General features: G+C 64.0%; 14 protein-coding genes. 5 read left to right on the top strand and 9 right to left on the bottom strand.

Features of this window, described 5'->3' with window-relative positions; genetic code table 11:
• Nucleotides 1-192 precede the first annotated feature (192 nt).
• The 9 genes from BcanWU425_RS34790 to BcanWU425_RS34750 form a co-directional block, all read right to left on the bottom strand.
• Nucleotides 193-1,476 carry a glycerate kinase type-2 family protein gene (locus BcanWU425_RS34790; protein ID WP_085351707.1) on the bottom strand — a complete coding sequence of 428 codons (1,284 nt, stop codon included), beginning with the start codon at nucleotides 1,474-1,476 and terminating at the stop codon, nucleotides 193-195.
• A gap of 192 nt (nucleotides 1,477-1,668) precedes the next feature.
• Nucleotides 1,669-2,898 carry an ABC transporter substrate-binding protein gene (locus BcanWU425_RS34785; protein WP_204513262.1) on the bottom strand — a complete coding sequence of 410 codons (1,230 nt, stop codon included), beginning with the start codon at nucleotides 2,896-2,898 and terminating at the stop codon, nucleotides 1,669-1,671.
• Nucleotides 2,899-3,137: 239 nt separating this feature from the next.
• Nucleotides 3,138-4,364, bottom strand: coding sequence for an ABC transporter substrate-binding protein (locus BcanWU425_RS34780; RefSeq protein ID WP_018458480.1), 1,227 nt, complete (start codon nucleotides 4,362-4,364; stop codon nucleotides 3,138-3,140).
• A 121-nt stretch (nucleotides 4,365-4,485) separates the two neighbouring features.
• Entirely contained in the window at nucleotides 4,486-5,721 is a 1,236-nt protein-coding gene (locus BcanWU425_RS34775; RefSeq protein WP_026233592.1) for an ABC transporter substrate-binding protein, read from the bottom strand.
• A 31-nt stretch (nucleotides 5,722-5,752) separates the two neighbouring features.
• Nucleotides 5,753-6,769, bottom strand: coding sequence for a branched-chain amino acid ABC transporter permease (locus BcanWU425_RS34770; protein ID WP_026233593.1), 1,017 nt, complete (start codon nucleotides 6,767-6,769; stop codon nucleotides 5,753-5,755).
• 2 nt (nucleotides 6,770-6,771) lie between these two features.
• Complete coding sequence (locus tag BcanWU425_RS34765; RefSeq protein ID WP_007599708.1) at nucleotides 6,772-7,650, bottom strand: branched-chain amino acid ABC transporter permease; 879 nt, start codon at nucleotides 7,648-7,650, stop codon at nucleotides 6,772-6,774.
• A gap of 12 nt (nucleotides 7,651-7,662) precedes the next feature.
• Entirely contained in the window at nucleotides 7,663-8,376 is a 714-nt protein-coding gene (locus tag BcanWU425_RS34760) for an ABC transporter ATP-binding protein (protein WP_007599709.1), read from the bottom strand.
• Complete coding sequence (locus BcanWU425_RS34755; RefSeq protein ID WP_007599710.1) at nucleotides 8,373-9,170, bottom strand: ABC transporter ATP-binding protein; 798 nt, start codon at nucleotides 9,168-9,170, stop codon at nucleotides 8,373-8,375. Before BcanWU425_RS34755 ends, BcanWU425_RS34760 begins: the two co-directional genes overlap by 4 nt.
• A gap of 66 nt (nucleotides 9,171-9,236) precedes the next feature.
• The gene (locus BcanWU425_RS34750; protein WP_018458483.1) at nucleotides 9,237-10,103 is read right to left on the bottom strand and encodes an IclR family transcriptional regulator; all 867 of its coding nucleotides are present in this window, start codon (nucleotides 10,101-10,103) and stop codon (nucleotides 9,237-9,239) included.
• A gap of 126 nt (nucleotides 10,104-10,229) precedes the next feature.
• On the opposite strand from BcanWU425_RS34750, the gene BcanWU425_RS34745 reads away from it, so the two are divergent.
• The 5 genes from BcanWU425_RS34745 (at nucleotide 10,230) to pimD (ending at nucleotide 18,043) form a co-directional block, all read left to right on the top strand.
• Nucleotides 10,230-12,326 carry a 3-hydroxyacyl-CoA dehydrogenase NAD-binding domain-containing protein gene (locus BcanWU425_RS34745; protein ID WP_204513263.1) on the top strand — a complete coding sequence of 699 codons (2,097 nt, stop codon included), beginning with the start codon at nucleotides 10,230-10,232 and terminating at the stop codon, nucleotides 12,324-12,326.
• Between the two features lie 217 nt (nucleotides 12,327-12,543).
• Complete coding sequence (gene pimA / locus BcanWU425_RS34740) at nucleotides 12,544-14,238, top strand: dicarboxylate--CoA ligase PimA (protein WP_204513264.1); 1,695 nt, start codon at nucleotides 12,544-12,546, stop codon at nucleotides 14,236-14,238.
• Nucleotides 14,235-15,422: an acetyl-CoA C-acyltransferase gene (locus BcanWU425_RS34735; RefSeq protein WP_085351713.1), complete on the top strand. Its 1,188-nt coding sequence runs from the start codon at nucleotides 14,235-14,237 to the stop codon at nucleotides 15,420-15,422. The genes pimA and BcanWU425_RS34735 overlap by 4 nt, the downstream gene beginning before the upstream one ends.
• A 155-nt stretch (nucleotides 15,423-15,577) precedes the next feature.
• The gene (gene pimC, locus BcanWU425_RS34730) at nucleotides 15,578-16,768 is read left to right on the top strand and encodes a pimeloyl-CoA dehydrogenase large subunit (RefSeq protein ID WP_085351714.1); all 1,191 of its coding nucleotides are present in this window, start codon (nucleotides 15,578-15,580) and stop codon (nucleotides 16,766-16,768) included.
• Between the two features lie 132 nt (nucleotides 16,769-16,900).
• Nucleotides 16,901-18,043, top strand: a complete 1,143-nt coding sequence (pimD, locus tag BcanWU425_RS34725; protein WP_204513265.1) for a pimeloyl-CoA dehydrogenase small subunit — start codon at nucleotides 16,901-16,903, stop codon at nucleotides 18,041-18,043.
• Nucleotides 18,044-18,112 lie beyond the last annotated feature (69 nt).

Raw genomic sequence — 18,112 nt, 5'->3', positions numbered from 1 at the left:
GCAGGCGGTGGTGAATCAGCCCGACAATTCGCCCAATTTCGGGACATGTTCCTGAAACTGCGGCGAACGCGAGGTTAAGGGCGGCGATGCCCGCCCCCTGGAAAAGAGGACACCGACGAGAATTCAGAGATCGTTAACCATGTCGTCCCGCCGAACCGCGCGGGGCGCCGGCGGGATGGCGATGCCGCCGTGTCAGTCGACCAGGATTACCCTGATGTCGTTCACATTGGTCAGCGTGGGCCCCGGCAGCAACAGGTCGCCCGTCGCCTCGAAGAACGTGGTCGCGTCGTTGTTGTCGAGATAGGCCTGCGGCTCCAGCCGCTGCGCCGCCATCTTCGCGAACGTCGCCGCGTCGATCAGCGCGCCGGCGGGATCAGTGGGATTGCCGGCACCGCCATCGGCGCCGTCGGTGTCGCCGGCGAGCGCGGAGATGTCAGGCGTGTCCTTCAAGAGGCCGGCGAGCGCCAGCGCATATTCCTGGTTCGGCCCGCCGCGGCCATTGCCGCGCACGGTGACCGTGAGCTCGCCGCCGGAGAGGATCGCGACCCGCTTGCCCTGCGCGCGGGCCTGAAGCGCCAGCCTGGCGTGATCGGCGGCAACGTCGCGGGCCTCCCCTTCGAGGTCGGCGCCGAGATCGATCGTCTCGTAACCGGCCTCATGCGCGAGTTTGACCGCAGCGTCGAGCGATTGCTTCGGACGTGCGATCAATTCGAAATGCGCGCGCGCGAAGGCGGCATCACCGGGCTTGCAGCTCTCGTTGGCGGGGTCGTCCAGCGCGCGGCGGACGGCATCGTCGATGTCGAGCTTGTACCTGGCGACAATGGCGCGCGCATCATTGAGCGTGGTCGGATCGGGCACGGTCGGACCTGAGGCGATCGCGGAGGGATCGTCATGCGGCACGTCGGAAATCGCAAGCGTCACGATCTCGGCGGCATTTTTGCCGGCGCGCGCCAGCCGCCCGCCCTTGATCCGCGACAGATGCTTGCGCACGACATTCATCTCGCCGATCGGCGCGCCGGAGCGGAGCAGCGCCTTGTTGACCGCCTGCTTCTGCCCGAAGCTGATGCCGTTGACGGGCGCGATCCAGTTCGCCGAGCCGCCGCCGGTGAGCAGCACCAAGAGCAGATCGTCCGGCCCGGCCTCGGCCGCGAGCGCCAGCGTGTCGGCCGCGCCCTTCAGGCCGGCTTCGTCGGGCACGGGATGACCGGCCTCGACCACGCGGATGCGGCGCGTCGGCACGCCGTAGCCGTGACGCGTGGTGGCGATGCCGACGAGGCGTTCCGGTGCGAGCCCGAGCGTGTCGAGATAATGCCGCTCGGCGGCGGCGGCCATCGCGGCCGCGCCCTTGCCGGCGGCGAGACAGATCACGCGTCCCTTTGGCGCGGGCCGCAGGTGCGGCGCCAGAATTGTGCTCGGATGAGCGGCGGCAACGGCGGCGTCGTAGAGCGCGCGGAGCAGGGGGCGTCGGTCGGTCATGACGAAGGGCCTTGAGCGGACAGGAAAGACTGGCGGCGAACGCGCCGCTCACCTGCCTACCGCATCATGCGCCAAAGCGTAAGCCGGCTTTGCCATCATTCGATTGTGCAATCGCGTGATCATAATCGCCGCGCAAGCAAAAACCCCTGCGATGGTTCGCAGGGGGGTTCCGTCGTCGCGTCCTTGATGGGGCTAGCCGCCGACGTCGGCGCTGATCACGTCTCCGAACAGCTCAAACTTCTCGCCTTTGAACTTCTCGAGTTGAAGCTGGCTGATCGGCGCGAAATCGGTCGGCGAGGTGTTGATCTTCACGCCCGGCAGCAGGGCCTCGGTGCGGAAGTCCTTCAGATTCGCCGCTTGCTTCATGACGTTCTCGCGCGTGAGATCGTCACCGCACTGCTTCAAGACCTGAACCAGGGTCTGGGCCACGGCATAGCCGACGATCGTGCCCTTATCGAGCTTGTCGCCCTCGGGGAAGTATTTGGTCATGAAGGCGAGAAAGTCCTTCATGCCGGCATCATTGGCCCACTGCGGATCCGAGACGTCCTTCAGATAATCGGCCGAGATGATGTCCTGGCCGTTCTCGAAGCCGGCAGGCTTCATCACGCTGCCGACGGAGGCAGAGACGTTGTTGAGGAAGTGCAGCGGCTTCCAGCCGATCTCGGCGTTCTTCTTGATCGCCTGGGCTGCGAATTTCGGCGTCGTGATGTTCATGAAGACGTCGGCGCCGGTCGACTTCAGCTTGACGATGTGGTTGTCGATGGTCGGTTCGGAGGTCTCGTAGCTCTCCTCCACGACGATCATCGACGCGGCTTTGGCGCCGAGGCCGTCCTTCAGGCCCTTGAGATAATCCTTGCCGTAATCGTCGTTCTGGAACAGCACGGCGATCTTGGCGTCGGGCTTGTTCTTCAGCAGCCACTTCGCGTAGATCTGCGTCTCGCTCTGGTAGTTGGGCTGCCACCCCATGGTCCAGGGGAAGTTCTGCGGATCGTTCCACTTGGTGGCGCCGGTGGCGACGAAGAGCTGCGGCACCTTCTTCGAGTTCATGTATTTGTGGATCGCCGAGTTCGGCGGCGTGCCGAGCGAGTTGAAGATGAACAGCACCTCGTCGCTCTCGACCAGCTTGCGCGCCTGCTCCACCGTTTTCGGCGGCGAGTAGGCGTCGTCGTAGCTGATGAAGTTGATCTTGCGACCGTTGATGCCGCCTTCGTCGTTGATCTTCTTGAAATAGGCAGCTTCGGTCCGTCCGATGATGCCGTAGGCGGAGGCCGGTCCGCTGTAAGGCATGATGTTGCCGACCTTGATCTCGGTATCGGTCGCGCCGGTGTCGTATTTCTTCTGGGCCGATGCAGTGGAGGCCAAGGCCGCAATGAGCGCGAGCGCCAGTGACGCGGCCGCAAGTTTGCCGGTGACAGCGGGCATTCCTATCTCCCTATTTTCTTGGTGTGTGTGCGTCCCTTTTCTTGTGTTGCCTGTTTTTGGTGACGCAGCCGCAATTCAATACGATTTACCTGATGCCTACAACAGAAAGCCCCTGCGGCGGGGTCGCGGAGGCTGCTTCTTTAGTAGTCAGGGGCGGCCGCGCGCTCGTGTGCGACTGCGAGAAGATACATCCGCTTGAGTTGATGAGCCGATCAGGAGCGAGTTTGAGTTGCGCGGCTTCAGTGGTCGAGCTCGCTCGAGATCACGTCCCCGAACAGCTCCCACTTCTTGCCCTTGAAGCGCATCATCTGGAGCTGCTCGATCGGGGCGAAATCGTCGGCTGCGGTGTTGATCTTGATGCCTGGCAACAGCGTGTCGGGCTGGAAATCCTTCAAGGAGGCGGCCTGCTTCATGACGTTGTCGCGGGTGAGGTCGTCACCGCACATTTGCAGCACCTTCACCATGGTCTGCGCGGCGGCATAGCCGAACACCACGCCGGCATCGAGCTTGTTGGCCTTGGGATCGTATTTGGCGAGGAAGTTGTAGAATTTCTTCATGCCGTCATCGGCATTCCATTGCGGGTCGGAGGCGTCCTTGGTGTAGCTCGCCGACAGGATCCCTTGCGAGATCTCGAGCCCCGCCGGCTCGAGTACGCCGCCGACCGAGGCCGAGACGTTGGAGATGATGTGGACCGGATGCCAGCCGATCTCGGCCGCCTTCTTGATCGCCTGCGCTGCAAATTTCGGGGTGGTGATGCTGACGAAAATGTCGGCGCCGGAGGCCTTCAATTTCACAACGTGCTCGTCGATTGCCGGCTCCGACGTGTCGTAACCGTCTTCCAGCACGATCATCGAGGCCTTGGGTCCAAGGCCATCCTTCAGCCCTTTCAGGTAGTCCTTGCCGAAATCGTCGTTCTGATAGAGCACGCCGATCTTGCCGTCCGGCTTCTCCTTCATGATGTATTTGGCGTAGATGCGCGCCTCGCTGGCGTAGCTCGGCTGCCAGCCCATGGTCCAGGGATATTGCTTCGGATCGTTCCACTTCGAAGCGCCGCTCGCCACGAACAATTGCGGCACCTTCTTCTCGTTCATGTATTTGCGGATGGCGCCGTTGGTGGAGGTGCCGAGCGAGCCGAAGATCAGCAGCACCCCGTCGCTCTCGACCAGCTTGCGGGCCTGCTCCACCGTCTTCGGCGGCGAATAGCCGTCGTCGTAGGAGATGAACTTGATCTTGCGGCCGCCGATGCCGCCCTCGGCATTGATCTTGTTGAAATAGGCTTCCTCGGCCTTGCCGATCGCCGCATAGGCGGAGGCCGGGCCGCTATAGGGCATGATGTTGCCGATTTTGATCTCGGTATCGGAAGCGCCGCTGTCGTATTTCTTCTGCGCCAGGACCGGGCCGCTCATCGCAGTGCACAACGCGAATGCGGCCAGAACGCCCGCAACCTGAAATCGAACGGCAGTCATCTTTCTCCACCCGGAACGGATCGCCGCCGCATTGAACAAGATTGATGCGGGACGTCAACAAAAAGCCCCCGCGATTCGTTCGCGGGGGCTTCTCGATGTGTCGGACTATAGCGTCAGAGCGTCACTCCGTGGCGATGTCGCCGCTGATGATCTCGCCGAAGAGTTCCCACTTCTCGCCCTTGAAACGCTGCATCTGGAGCTGGGCGATCGGGGCGAAGTCGGTTGGGCTGGTGTTGATCTTGACGCCGGGCAGCAGGGTATCCGGTGCGAAATCCTTCAACGAGGCCGCCTGCTTCATGATGTTGGCCCGGGTCAGATCGTCGCCGCACATCTCCAGGACCTTGGCCAGCGTCGACGCCGCGCCGTAGCCGTAGACCATGCTGGTGTCGGACTTGTCGGCACCCGGCATGTACTTGTCGACGAACTCGTTCCACTTCTTCATGCCGGGGTCGTTGGCCCACTGCGGGTCCGTGGAGTCCTTGGCATAGGCCGCCGACAGCACGCCCTGCGAGGCCTCGAAGCCGGCCGGCTTCATCACGCTGCCGACCGAGATCGACACGTTGGTGAGGATCTGCAGCGGCTTCCAGCTCAGCTCGGCGGTCTTCTTGATGGTCTGGGCCGCGAACTTCGGCGTCGCGTAGATCAGCAGGACGTCGGGATTGGCCGCCTTGATCTTGACGATGTGACCGTCGATCGAGGGTTCGGACACCTCGTAGCTTTCTTCCATGATGATCATGGACGCGCCCTTGGCGCCCAGGCCGTCCTTGGTGCCCTTGAGGTAGTCTTTGCCGAAATCGTCGTTCTGATAGAGGATCGCGATCTTGGCGTCCGGCTTTTCCTTCAACAGCCATTTCGCGTAGATCTGCGCTTCGCTCTGGTAGGACGGCTGCCAGCCCATGGTCCAGGGGAAGTTCTTCGGGTCATTCCACTTGGTGGCGCCGGTGGCGACGAACAGCTGCGGGATCTTCTTGGCGTTGAGGTATTTCTGGATCGCGCTGTTCGAGGGCGTGCCGAGCGGGTTGAACACGACGATCACCTCGTCGCTCTCGACCAGCTTGCGGACCTGCTCGACGGCCTTCGGCGGCGAATAGCCGTCGTCATAGGTGACGAAGTTGATCTTGCGGCCGTTGATGCCGCCCTTGTCGTTGATCATCTTGAAGTAGGCTTCTTCGGTCTTGCCGATGATGCCATAGGCCGAGGCCGGACCGCTATACGGCATGATGTTGCCGATCTTGATCTCGGTATCGGACGCGCCGGTGTCATATTTTTTCTGGGCGAATGCGGCGCCGGAGGTGAGAGTGATGACCGCCGTTGCCGTCACCAGCGCAGCGGTTCGCAGTGTTCTTTCAAAAAACAATTCGGGTCTCCTTAGCTTAATCAACGGGTTGTCAGTTCTTTCTGAGCCGGCCGACGAGTTGCTGGCCCATGATCGCAATCTGCCTCGCGCCGTGCGGCACGAGGTAGATGACGGCGAACAGGAGTACGCCGAACACCGCGCCGGAGAGGCCCTTGGAGATGCCCTCCGCCATGTTCGGCACGAAAATGATGAAGGCGGCGCCGACGAACGAGCCGGGCAGCCAGCCGACGCCACCGACGACCATGCCGAGGAACAGCGAGATCGCCAGCGTGATCGTGTAGCTGTCGGGCGCGACGAACTGCACGGCGATGGCGCCAAGCGAGCCGGCAACGCCGGTGATGCCGGCGGACACGCCGAAGGCCAGCGTCTTGTACAGTGCGACGTTGACGCCCATCGAGGAGGCCGCGATCTCGTTGTCGCGGATCGCCATGAAGGCGCGGCCCGACCGGGAGCGCAGCAGGTTGACCGAGAAGATGTAGATCGCGAGCACGACGGCGAGCGAGAAGTAGTAGAGCCAGGTGTCCTGCGACATAGGCAGCCCGAACGGCGCGTCGGGCTTGGTGACGACGAGGCCCTGCACGCCGCCGGTCCAGTGCTCGAGGAAGTTCAGCTTCAGCAGCTGCGGCATCGCGGTGGCAAGCGCAAAGGTCGCGAGCGCGAGATAGACGCCCGACAGCCGCAGCGCCGGCTTGCCGAACAGGTAGCCGAATGCGAAGCAGACCGCGGCGGAAATCGGAATTGTCAGCGCATAGTTGACGTTGAAGTACTCCATCAGCACCGCCGACGTATAAGCGCCCACGGCGTAGAAGGCGCTCTGGCCGAGCGAGAACTGGCCGGAGCCGCCCGTCAGGATGTTCAAGGCCAGCACCGCGAGCCCGTAGATCAGGAGCATCGTCATCTGGAAGATGATGAAGTTCTTGACGAACACCGGCACGATCAACAGCACCGCCAGCACCAACAGAGAGGTGCCCGTGCCCAGCGTCATCGCCCGCTTCGGAACCGCCTCGACGGCCGGGGCTTCCGTGACGACGTCTTCTGCAGCGCTCATGATCAAACTCGCTTGACGATTTGCCGGCCGAACAGGCCAGCGGGTTTGACGACCAGGACGGAAATGATCAGCGCGAGCGCGATCGGAAGCTTCAGCTCGTTGCCGACGCCGGGAATGTAGGTGCCGGCGAGGTTCTCGAAGACGCCGACCAGGAAGCCGCCGACCACGGCGCCGAACGGGCTGGTCAGTCCGCCGAGCACCGCCGCGGCGAAGCCGTAGATCAGCACGCCGCCCATCATATTGGGCTCGAGGAACACGACCGGTGCGATCAGCATGCCGGCGATCGCACCGATCGCGGACGCCATGCCCCAGCCGAGCGCGATCATCCAGCTCGTGTTGATGCCGACCAGTCGGGCCGATTCAGGCACGGAGGCGGCCGCGCGCATGGCGAGGCCGATCTTGGTGTACTGGAAGAAGAAGTAGAGGCCGAGCAGCAGCAGCACGGTGACGCCGATCATGCCGGCCTGGTGGGTCGAGATCAGCTGGCTGCCGAGGAAGGGCGAGGAGCCGAACGGGGTCGGATACTGCTTAATGGTGAAGTCCCAGATCAGGCCGGCCGAGGAGTTGATGATCGCGAACAGCGCGATAAAGCCGGCGACGTTGGTCAGCACCGGCGCCTTGGCGAGCGGCTTGAACAGGATGCGCTCGATCGCGATGCCGCCGACAAAGGACAATGCCAGCGTGATCACGAAGGCAGCCCAATATGGGATGCCCCATTGCATCAGCTGCCAGGAGATGAAGGTCGAGAACATCGCCATCTCACCCTGGGCGAAGTTGAGATGGTCGATCGCCTGATAGATCATGACCACGGCGAGCGCCATGCAGGCGTAGATCGCGCCCGTGGCGATGCCGGCCAGCACTTGGTTGGTGAACAGCTCCATCGTGCCGGCTCCTCAGTAACCCAGGTAGGATTTGCGGATTTCTTCGTTGTTCGCGATGTCCTTGGCGTTGCCCGACATCACGATGCGCCCGGTCTCGATCACATAGGCCTGGTCGGCGAGCTCCAGCGCGAGCTGGGCGTTCTGCTCGACCACCAGGATCGACACCTTGTCCTCGCGGTTGATCTTGCCGAGGATGCCGAACAGGTCGCGCACCACCAGCGGCGCCAGGCCGAACGAAGGCTCGTCCAGCAGCATCAGCCGCGGCCGCAGCATCAGGGCGCGGGCGACCGCCAGCATCTGCTGCTCGCCGCCCGAGAGCGTGCCGGCCTGTTGGGTATGCCGCTGCTTCAGCACCGGGAAATGCGCATACATGCGCTCGATGTCGGAGACGATGCCGGCGCTGTCCTTGCGGGTGATCGCGCCGAGCTGGAGGTTTTCCTCCACCGTCATGGTGGTGAAGGTGCCGCGGCCCTGCGGCACATGGGCGATGCCGAACCGCACGATGCTCTCGGTGGAGCGGTTGTTCAGCGGCTTGCCGTCGAACTCGATGCCGCCGGTTGAGCGCACCATGTTGCAGATCGCGCGCAGCGTGGTGGTCTTGCCGGCGCCGTTGGCCCCCAGCAACGTGGTCAGCGATCCCTCGCTGAGCGAGAAGGACAGACCGTGGAGGGCCTGGACCTGGCCGTAATAAGCGCGCAGGTCCTTGACGTTGAGCAGCGTCGTCATTGGTCCTTGCTCCCGAGATAGGCCTTGATGACGTCGGGATCCGCCTGCACCTGGGCGGGCGTGCCTTCCGCGAGCTTCTTGCCGAAATTCAGCGCGACGACGTGGTCGGCGATCGACATCACGAGGCCCATGTGATGCTCGACCAGCAGCACGGTCATGTGGCGTTCGTCGCGGATGCGGCGGATGAGGTCGCCGAGCACGTAGACTTCCTCGTGGTTGAGGCCGCCGGCGGGCTCGTCGAGCAGCAGGATCTTCGGATCGGCAGCGAGCGCGCGCGCCAGCTCGACGCGCTTCTGCGTGCCGAACGGCAGGCCCGACACGACGGTGTGGGCGACGTCCTCGAGGTCGAGATAGGCGAGGATCTCGTGCACCTTCTTGTTGACGTCGCTCTCGCTGCGGCGAACCCAGGCCAGCCGCAGCGAGTCGCTGATGATGTCGCTGGAGGTGCGGGCATGGGTGCCGACGCGGACATTGTCCATCACCGACAAATTCGGAAACAGCGCCACGTTCTGGAAGGTGCGGCCGATGCCGATCTCCGCGATCCGGTGCGGCGGGCGCGTCAGGATGCTCGCGCCCTCCATCAGGATGTCGCCGGACGACGGCTGGTAGAGCCGCGAGAGGCAGTTGAAGAGCGTGGTCTTGCCGGCGCCGTTAGGGCCGATCAAGCCGAGGATCTGGCCCTTGTGCATGTCAAAGGACACACCATTGAGCGCGACGATGCCGCCGAACACGACGCTGACGTCGCGAACCGCGAGCAGGGGCGATGTCCCCTGCGCGAGCTGTGCCTGCGTCATCTCGTCTCGCCCACTGTGTTCAGTGAGCGAAGGGGCGATGTGAACCGCTCCCGATGATGACAAAGGCTATCTGATCCCCTCGGCCACACGCGCAACTTTCCCTCCTGATTTCAGCTTTTTGCTGACGTCTTTTTTGGAATGCGGCATCAGACCCCCGAGTGCCGCTTCGATGTTCCTTACCATCGCAAGCAGACGCGGTCCAATGTCGTTGATCAAACGCTCTTCCGTGAAGCGGAATGCGGGCGCGCCGCAATTGAATGCGTAAGGACCGGTTCCGTCGTTGAGTCTGAGCGCGACGCCGGCGGCGCCGATGTCGTCGTGCCAGTCGCCGACCGAAATCGCAAATCCATATTTCGCGACCGTCTCGCCGGAGCGTTCCAACCCGTCGCGCATCTTGGGCCAGCGGCTGCCGTAATGTTCGCGCAAGACACGAGACAGTTCAGCGCGATTGTCTTCGTCGAGTGCCCAGAAATAGGCGCGGCCCATCGCGCTGGTTGCAATCGGCACGCGGGAGCCGACGTCCAGTTGAACGCCAACCGTCTCGCTGCCACGGCTCTGCCCGAAATAGATCATGCTGTGCCGGTCGCGGCCGCCGATGGCGACGGCGCCGCCGGTCGCACGCATCATTTCCTCGCGAAACGGCTCGGACAAATGCCGAACGCCGAGATTGGACAACGCGGCGTAGCCGAGCGCCATCGCGGCCGGCGCAAGCTGATATTTCTCGAAGCGGGGAACCGGCGTCAGATAGCCGAGCTTGGTCAAGGTATAGGTCAGCCGCGAAACGGTCGGCTTGGGCAAATTGGTGCGGGCCGCGATTTCCTGATTGCCAAGAAGTCCGTCGCTGGGCTGGAATGCGCGCAATACGTCAAGTCCGCGGGAAAGCGCGACGACGAAATTCCGATCGGTCGCTGTCTTCTTTCCTGTACGCTTCATCCCTGATCTGCTTCTTGCGCGGAGTCGTTGACAAGCCACGTGCTTCAAAATAACCCTGCCGTCAAGATGCGGAATTAAATTCTGCAGTGCGAAATTGAACAAAGTTACCCACCAAGGAGGGACACCGTGAGCGAAGTGGTCAAGCTTGAGCGTCATGACGAAGTCGGGATCGTCACGGTCGACAGCCCTCCGGTCAACGCGCTGAGCGCCGCGGTTCGTGGCGGAATTCTGGAGTGCATCAAGGCCGCGGTCGCCGATCCCGCCATCAAGGGCATTGTGCTGATCTGTGCCGGCCGCACCTTCATCGCGGGCGCCGACATCACCGAATTCGGCAAGCCGCCGAAGCCGCCCGCCCTTAACGACGTGCTTTCCGAGATCGAGAATTCACCGAAGCCGGTCGTGGCCGCGATCCACGGCACCGCGCTCGGCGGTGGCCTCGAGGTCGCGCTCGCCTGTCATTTCCGCGTCGCGGTGAAGGAAGCCAAGCTCGGCCTCCCCGAGGTGAAGCTCGGCCTGCTGCCGGGCGCCGGCGGCACCCAGCGCCTGCCGCGCGCGGTTGGACCGGAGCTCGCGGTCAAGATGATCGTCGGCGGTGATCCGATCGGAGCGGCGGAAGCGCTGAAGAACGGTCTGATCGAGGAGATCGTCGAGGGTCCGGCCGCCGGTGGCGAAGCCTTCGTACGAAAGCTGCTGGCTGAAAAGCGTCCGCTGCGCCGCCTGCGTGACGACGACTCCAAGATCGCGGCGGCCAAGGCCGACCGCTCGATCTTCACCAATGCGGTCGCCGCCATGACCAAGAAGTCGCGCGGCCTGGAAGCGCCGTTCGCGGCGGCCGACGCCGTCGGCTACGCCATCGACCTGCCGTTCGACGAAGGTCTGAAGAAGGAGCGCGAGGGCTTCCTGAAGCTCGTCGCCAGCGATCAGTCCAAGGCGCAGCGTTATGCCTTCTTCGCGGAGCGCGAGGCCAGCAAGATCGCCGGCGTTCCTGAAGGGACCAAGCCGCGGCCCGTGAACCGCGTCGCCATCCTCGGCGCCGGCACGATGGGCGGTGGCATCGCGATGTCCTTTGCCAATGCCGGCATTCCCGTCACCCTGATCGAGACAGGCGAGGAGCAGCTCAAGCGCGGCATGGGCATCATGCAGAAGAACTGGGAAGCGACCGCGGCACGGGGCGGCATCCCGGCGGATGCGCCCGCGAAGCGCATGGCGCTGATCAACGGCGTCGTGGGCATCGAGAACGTCGGCGACGCCGACCTCGTCATCGAAGCCGTGTTCGAGACCATGGCAGTGAAAAAGGAAGTGTTCGGCAAGCTCGACCAGTACGTCAAGCCGGGCGCCGTGCTCGCCTCCAACACCTCCTACCTGAACATCGACGAGATCGCGAAGTCGACCAAGCGTCCGCAGGACGTGCTCGGCATGCACTTCTTCTCTCCCGCCAACGTCATGAAATTGTGCGAGATCGTGCGCGCCGACAAGACCGCGCCGGATGCCCTTGTGACGGCGGTCTCGATCGCGCGCAAAATCGCAAAAGTGCCGGCCGTGGTCGGCGTCTGCGACGGCTTTGTCGGCAACCGCATGCTGGCCCAGCGCGGCAAGCAGTCCGAGAAACTGCTGTTCGAAGGCGCGCTTCCGCAGCAGGTCGACGCCGTCGTGACGAAGTTCGGCATGCCGATGGGGCCGTTCGCGATGGGTGACCTCGCCGGCCTCGACATCGGCTGGCGCTCGCGCAAGGACCGCGGCATCAAGTCGGAGATCGCGGATGCGCTCTGCGAAGCCGGACGCTTCGGCCAGAAGACCGGCAAGGGCTATTACAAATACGAAGCCGGCTCCCGTTCGGCGCTGCCCGATCCCGAAGTCGAGAAGCTGATCGACGAGACGCTGCTTCGTTTGGGCCGCAAGAAGCGCGTCGTCAGCGACGATGAGATCCTCGAGCGCATGATGTACCCGATGATCAACGAGGGCGCGAAGATCCTGGAAGAGGGCATTGCCGCGCGCCCGTCCGATATCGACGTGGTCTGGCTCTATGGCTATGGCTGGCCGATCTACCGCGGCGGCCCGATGTTCTGGGCCGACACCGTCGGCCTCAAGCACATCGCCGATCGGCTCTCCTTCTACGCCAAGGAGACCAACGATCCGAGCCTCGAGCCCGCGCCGCTGCTGAAGAAGCTCGCGGCCGAAGGCAAGACCTTCGCCTCGCTCGCGGCGGGCTCGAAAGCGGCGTGATTGGATTGGCGGTGGCTGTGATGTCTCGTCCCGGGCAACGCTCTCTCCGTTCCCTCCCCCCTTGTGGGGGAGGGTCAGGGACGGGGGCAGCCCCGGGCGCCGGCGTTTGTGGCCACCTCCTTCCCCAACCTTTCCCCACAAGGGGGAAGGGAGCCGGTCCGCTTGTGCCCACCTCACACGGTATCGTCGCGGCCGCCTTGCAGAGTAACGACCCCTAATGACCCATCCCGGCGAACAGTTTTATCCCGAGGGCGTGCGCTGGGACGACACCATCGTCCAGGGCACGCTGCCTGATCTGCTGGCAAAAGCCGCCGCCGAGTACGGCCCGCGCACCGCGCTGGAATTCCGCGACCATCCGATTACCTACAGCGAACTCGCCGCGATGGCTGAGCGCGCAGCCGCCGCCTTCCTGCGCGCCGGCTACGGCAAGAACAGTTCGGTCGCGCTGTTCCTCGGCAATACGCCGGACCATCCCGTGAATTTCTTCGGCGCGCTGAAGGCCGGCGCCCGCGTCGCGCATCTCTCACCGCTCGACGGCGAGATCGCGCTGACGCACAAGGTCTCCGATTCCGGTTCGCGCCTGCTCGTCACCTCTAACCTGGCGGCGTTGCTGCCGACCGCGCTGAAATTCCTGGAGAAGGGCCTGATCGACCGCCTGGTCGTCTGCGAGGACGATAATTGGGGTAAGGTCGGCACGCCGCAGGCTGCGATCCCCAGCGATCCCCGCATCGTCACCTTCAAGGCCTTTGTCGAGGGCGCCACCGCGCCGGCAGAGTGGCCGCAAGTGAGCGCCGACGACGTCGCGCTGCTGCAATATACCGGTGGCACCACCGGCTTGCCCAAAGGCGCGATGCTGACCCACGGCAATCTCACCTCGGCCGTGTCGATCTACGACGTCTGGGGCAAGCCGTCGCGCGCGACGCGTGGCGACGTCGTCGAGCGCGTGATCTGCGTGCTGCCCCTGTTCCACATCTATGCGCTCACCGTCGTGCTGCTGTCCTCGCTCAGGCGCGGCAATCTGATCTCGCTGCATCAGCGTTTTGACGTCGAAGCGGTGATGCGCGACATCGAAATCAAGCGCGCAACCTACTTTCCCGGCGTGCCGACGATGTGGATCGCGATCGCAGCCCTTCCCGATCTCGACAAGCGCGATTTCTCCTCGCTGGCGACGATCGGCTCCGGGGGAGCGCCGCTGCCGGTGGAGATCGCGAGTTTCTTCGAGCGCAAAGTCGGCAAGAAGCTCCGCAGCGGCTGGGGCATGACCGAGACCTGCTCGCCCGGCACCGGCCATCCGCCTACAGGTCCCGATAAGCCCGGCTCGATCGGCCTGATGCTGCCCGGCATCGAGCTCGACGTCGTTTCCCTGGACGATCCCACGAAGGTGCTGCCGCCGGGCGAAGTCGGCGAGATTCGCATCAAGGGCCCGAACGTCACCAAAGGCTACTGGAATAAGCCCGAAGGATCCGCGGAGGCCTTCGTCGACGGCCGCTTCCTCACCGGCGACATCGGCTATGTCGATACCGACGGCTATTTCTTCCTGGTCGACCGCAAGAAGGACATGATCATCTCTGGCGGCTTCAACGTCTATCCGCAGATGATCGAGCAGGCGATCTATACCATACCAGGCGTGCACGAGGTGATCGTGCTCGGTATTCCCGACCAGTACCGCGGCGAGGCCGCCAAAGCCTTCATCAAGCTGAAGACGGATGCAAAGCCGTTCTCGCTCGACGAGCTGCGCGCTCAGCTCGCCGGCAAGCTCGGCAAGCACGAATTGCCGGCGGAGGTCGAATTCGTCCACGATCTGCCGCGCACGCCGGTCGGAAAGCTGTCGCGCCACGAATTGCGCCAGCGGCAGAAACCGTCACAATCCGCCCAACTTGCCACCCAACTTGCATCAGGAGATCGCTCTTGACCGACGCCGTCATCGTTTCCACCGCCCGCACCCCGATCGGGAAGGCCTATCGCGGCGCGCTCAACGCAACCGAGGGCGCAACCCTGCTCGGCCACGCCATCGGCGAGGCCGTCGCGCGCGCCAAGATCGACCCCAAGGAGGTCGAGGACGTCGTGATGGGCGCAGCACTCCAGCAGGGCGCGACCGGCGGCAACATCGCGCGCAAGGCGCTGCTCCGTGCCGGTCTCCCCGTCACCGTCGCCGGCACCACTATCGACCGGCAATGCGCCTCGGGCCTGCAGGCGATCGCGCTCGCCGCGCGTTCGGTGATCTTCGACGGTGTCGAGATCGCGGTCGGCGGCGGCGGCGAGTCCATCTCGCTGGTGCAGAACGACAAGATGAACGGCTTCCACGCGCAGGACCCGGCGCTGCTCGAGATCAAGGGCGAGGTCTACATGCCCATGATCGACACCGCCGAGATCGTCGCCAAGCGCTACGGCATCTCGCGCGAGAAGCAGGACGACTATTCGCTGGAGAGCCAGCGCCGCACCGCCGCGGCCCAGCAGGGCGGGAAGTTCAAGGACGAACTCGCGCCGATCACCACAAAGATGGCGGTGACCGACAAGGCCACCGGTGCAGTCTCGTTCAAGGACGTCACGCTGTCGCAGGACGAGGGCCCGCGCCCCGAGACCACCGCAGAAGGCCTCGCCGGCCTCAAGGCCGTGCGCGGTGAGGGATTTTCGGTCACCGCCGGCAATGCCAGCCAGCTTTCGGACGGGGCCAGCGCGAGCGTGATCATGAGCGACAAGGAAGCGGCGAAGCGCGGGCTCAACCCGCTCGGCATCTTCCGCGGATTCGTCTCCGCCGGCTGCGAGCCGGACGAGATGGGCATCGGCCCGGTATTCGCCGTGCCGCGCCTGCTCAAGCGTCATGGCCTGACCGTCGACGACATCGGCCTGTGGGAGCTGAACGAAGCTTTCGCGGTGCAGGTGCTGTATTGCCGCGACAAGCTCGGCATCGACCCCGACAAGATCAATGTCGACGGCGGCGCGATCGCGGTGGGCCATCCCTACGGCATGTCGGGCGCGCGCCTCACCGGCCACGCTCTGATTGAAGGCCGCCGCCGCAAGGCGAAGTACGCGGTCGTCACCATGTGCGTCGGCGGCGGCATGGGCGCGGCGGGGCTTTTCGAGGTGTTGCAGTAGCCGTCGTCCAGTAACCGTCGTCCCGGCGAAAGCCGGGACCCATACTCCGCAGCAGGAGTGTGGCACGCGAACAACAATGGCCTTCGCAAACCAACGAAGGCCGGTGGTTATGGGTCCCGGCCTTCGCCGGGACGACACATTCACAGGAGGATCCGATGGATCTCGCATTCACGAAAGAAGAGCAGGCGTTTCGCGAGGAAGTGCGGTCATTCTTCCGCGACAACGTGCCGCCGGATACGCGGCGCAAGCTGGTCGAGGGCCGCCACCTCTCGAAGGACGAGATGGTGACGTGGTGGCGCATCCTCAACAAGAAGGGCTGGGGCGTCAGCCACTGGCCCAAGCAATATGGCGGCACCGGCTGGACCTCCGTGCAGCACTATATCTTCAACGAGGAGCTGCAGTCCTATCCGGCGCCGCAGCCGCTCGCCTTCGGCGTCAGCATGGTGGGTCCCGTCATCTACACCTTCGGCAATGAAGAGCAGAAGAAGCAGTATCTGCCGCGCATCGCCAATGTCGACGACTGGTGGTGCCAGGGCTTCTCCGAGCCCGGCTCCGGCTCCGACCTCGCCTCGCTGAAGACGAAGGCCGAGCGCAAGGGCGACAAGTGGATCATCAACGGCCAGAAGACCTGGACCACGCTCGCCCAGCACGCCGACATGATCTTCTGCCTCTGCCGCACCGACCCGTCCGCCAAGAAGCAGATGGGCATCTCCTTCATCGTGTTCTCGATGAAGTCGAAGGGCGTCACGGTGCGCCCGATCCAGACCATCGACGGCGGCGCCGAGGTCAACGAGGTGTTCTTCGACGACGTCGAAGTGCCCATCGAGAACCTGATCGGCGAGGAGAACAAGGGCTGGGATTACGCGAAATTCCTGCTCGGCAATGAGCGTACCGGCATCGCGCGGGTCGGCGTCTCCAAGGAGCGGCTCCGCCGCATCCGCGATCTCGCCGGTAAGGTCGAATCCGGCGGCAAGCCGATCATTCAGGACGCAGCCTTCCGCGACAAGCTCGCGGCCTGCGAGATCGAGCTCAAGGCGCTCGAACTCACCCAGCTCCGCGTCGTCGCCGACGAAGGCAAGCACGGCAAGGGCAAGCCCAATCCGGCTTCCTCGGTGCTGAAGATCAAGGGCTCCGAGATCCAGCAGACCACCACCGAGCTGCTGATGGAGGTGATCGGCCCGTTCGCAGCACCCTATGACGTGCACGGCGACGACGGCTCGAACGAAGCCATGGACTGGACCGCCCAGATCGCGCCGAGCTATTTCAACAACCGCAAGGTCTCGATCTACGGCGGCTCCAACGAGATCCAGCGCAACATCATCGCCAAGGCGGTGCTCGGGCTTTGATCGTACACCATCAACACGCACTCACCGTCACGGCCGGGCCTGACCCGGCCATCCACGCCTAGCGCCACGAAAGAACGTGGATGCCCGGCACAAGACCGGGCATGACGAAATCGATACCGGAGAGCAAAGAACATGGATTTTGATCTGAACGAGGAGCAGCGGCTTCTCAAGGAAAGCATCGACGGCCTCTTGACCGATTCCTACGATTTCGAGAGCCGCAAGAAGTACATGAAGGAGAAGGGCGGCTGGAGCAAAGCGGTCTGGGGCAAGCTCGCCGAGCAGGGCCTGCTCGGTCTGCCCTTCGCGGAGGCCGATGGCGGCTTCGGCGGCGGCGGCGTCGAGACCATGATCGTGATGGAGGCGCTCGGCAAGGCACTGGTGCTCGAGCCTTACCTCGCAACCGTCGTGATCGGCGGCGGCTTCCTGCGCCATGCGGGCAGCGATGCGCAGAAGGCCGCGCATGTGCCCGGCATCGTAGACGGCAGCAAGACGCTCGCCTTTGCCCAGCTCGAGAAGAACTCGCGCTACGATCTCTTCGACGTCACCACGACGGCGAAGAAGAAGGGCGACGGTTGGGTCATCGACGGCGAGAAGTTCGTCGTGCTCAACGGCGAGAACGCAGATACCCTCATCGTCACCGCGCGCACCAGGGGCGAGCGCCGCGACAAGAGCGGCATCGGCGTGTTCCTGGTGCCGGCCGACGCCAAGGGCGTCGCCAAGAAGTCGTACCCGACCCAGGACGGCCTGCACGCCGCCGACATCACCTTCACCGGCGTCGAAATCGGTGCCGATGCGGCGCTCGGCAATCCCGACGACTCGCTCGCGCTGATCGAGCGTGTGGTCGACGAAGCCCGCATCGCGCTCTGCGCCGAAGCGGTCGGCCTGATGGACGAATCGCTCAAGACCACGGTCGAGTACATCAAGACGCGCAAGCAGTTCGGGGTGCCGATCGGCTCGTTCCAGTCGCTGCAGCACCGCGCCTCTGACATGTTCGTCGCCACCGAGCAGGCGCGATCGATGTCGATGTTCGCGACCATGGCGGGCGATTTCCAGGACGCCAAGGAGCGCAGCAACGCTATTGCCGCGGCCAAGGTGCAGATCGGCAAGTCGCTGAAGTTCGTGGGACAGCAGGCGATCCAGCTCCACGGCGGCATCGGCATGACCATGGAGGCGAAGATCGGCCATTACTTCAAGCGCCTGACCATGATCGAGAACTCGTTCGGCGACACCGACTACCACCAGCGCCGCGTGGCGGACGGTGGCGGGTTGATCTAGCTACAAGGTCGCTGTCATCCCCCGCGCAGGCGGGGGATCCAGTACGCTGCGGCTTCTCGGTTCTAGCCG

Source organism: Bradyrhizobium sp. WU425 (assembly GCF_021052305.1).
GTDB classification, from domain to species: domain Bacteria; phylum Pseudomonadota; class Alphaproteobacteria; order Rhizobiales; family Xanthobacteraceae; genus Bradyrhizobium; species Bradyrhizobium canariense_D.
The sequence above is the reverse complement of the archived record's forward strand: the minus strand, read 5'-3'. Positions and strand labels throughout refer to the sequence as shown.

What these genes read in the sequence shown, in the direction of transcription:
- BcanWU425_RS34790 (WP_085351707.1), bottom strand. Translation starts at nt 1,476, where the DNA reads ATGACCGACCGACGCCCCCTGCTCCGCGCGCTCTACGACGCCGCCGTT.
- BcanWU425_RS34785 (WP_204513262.1), bottom strand. Translation starts at nt 2,898, where the DNA reads ATGCCCGCTGTCACCGGCAAACTTGCGGCCGCGTCACTGGCGCTCGCG.
- BcanWU425_RS34780 (WP_018458480.1), bottom strand. Translation starts at nt 4,364, where the DNA reads ATGACTGCCGTTCGATTTCAGGTTGCGGGCGTTCTGGCCGCATTCGCG.
- BcanWU425_RS34770 (WP_026233593.1), bottom strand. Translation starts at nt 6,769, where the DNA reads ATGAGCGCTGCAGAAGACGTCGTCACGGAAGCCCCGGCCGTCGAGGCG.
- BcanWU425_RS34765 (WP_007599708.1), bottom strand. Translation starts at nt 7,650, where the DNA reads ATGGAGCTGTTCACCAACCAAGTGCTGGCCGGCATCGCCACGGGCGCG.
- BcanWU425_RS34760 (WP_007599709.1), bottom strand. Translation starts at nt 8,376, where the DNA reads ATGACGACGCTGCTCAACGTCAAGGACCTGCGCGCTTATTACGGCCAG.
- BcanWU425_RS34755 (WP_007599710.1), bottom strand. Translation starts at nt 9,170, where the DNA reads ATGACGCAGGCACAGCTCGCGCAGGGGACATCGCCCCTGCTCGCGGTT.
- BcanWU425_RS34750 (WP_018458483.1), bottom strand. Translation starts at nt 10,103, where the DNA reads ATGAAGCGTACAGGAAAGAAGACAGCGACCGATCGGAATTTCGTCGTC.
- pimA (WP_204513264.1), top strand. Translation starts at nt 12,544, where the DNA reads ATGACCCATCCCGGCGAACAGTTTTATCCCGAGGGCGTGCGCTGGGAC.
- pimC (WP_085351714.1), top strand. Translation starts at nt 15,578, where the DNA reads ATGGATCTCGCATTCACGAAAGAAGAGCAGGCGTTTCGCGAGGAAGTG.
- pimD (WP_204513265.1), top strand. Translation starts at nt 16,901, where the DNA reads ATGGATTTTGATCTGAACGAGGAGCAGCGGCTTCTCAAGGAAAGCATC.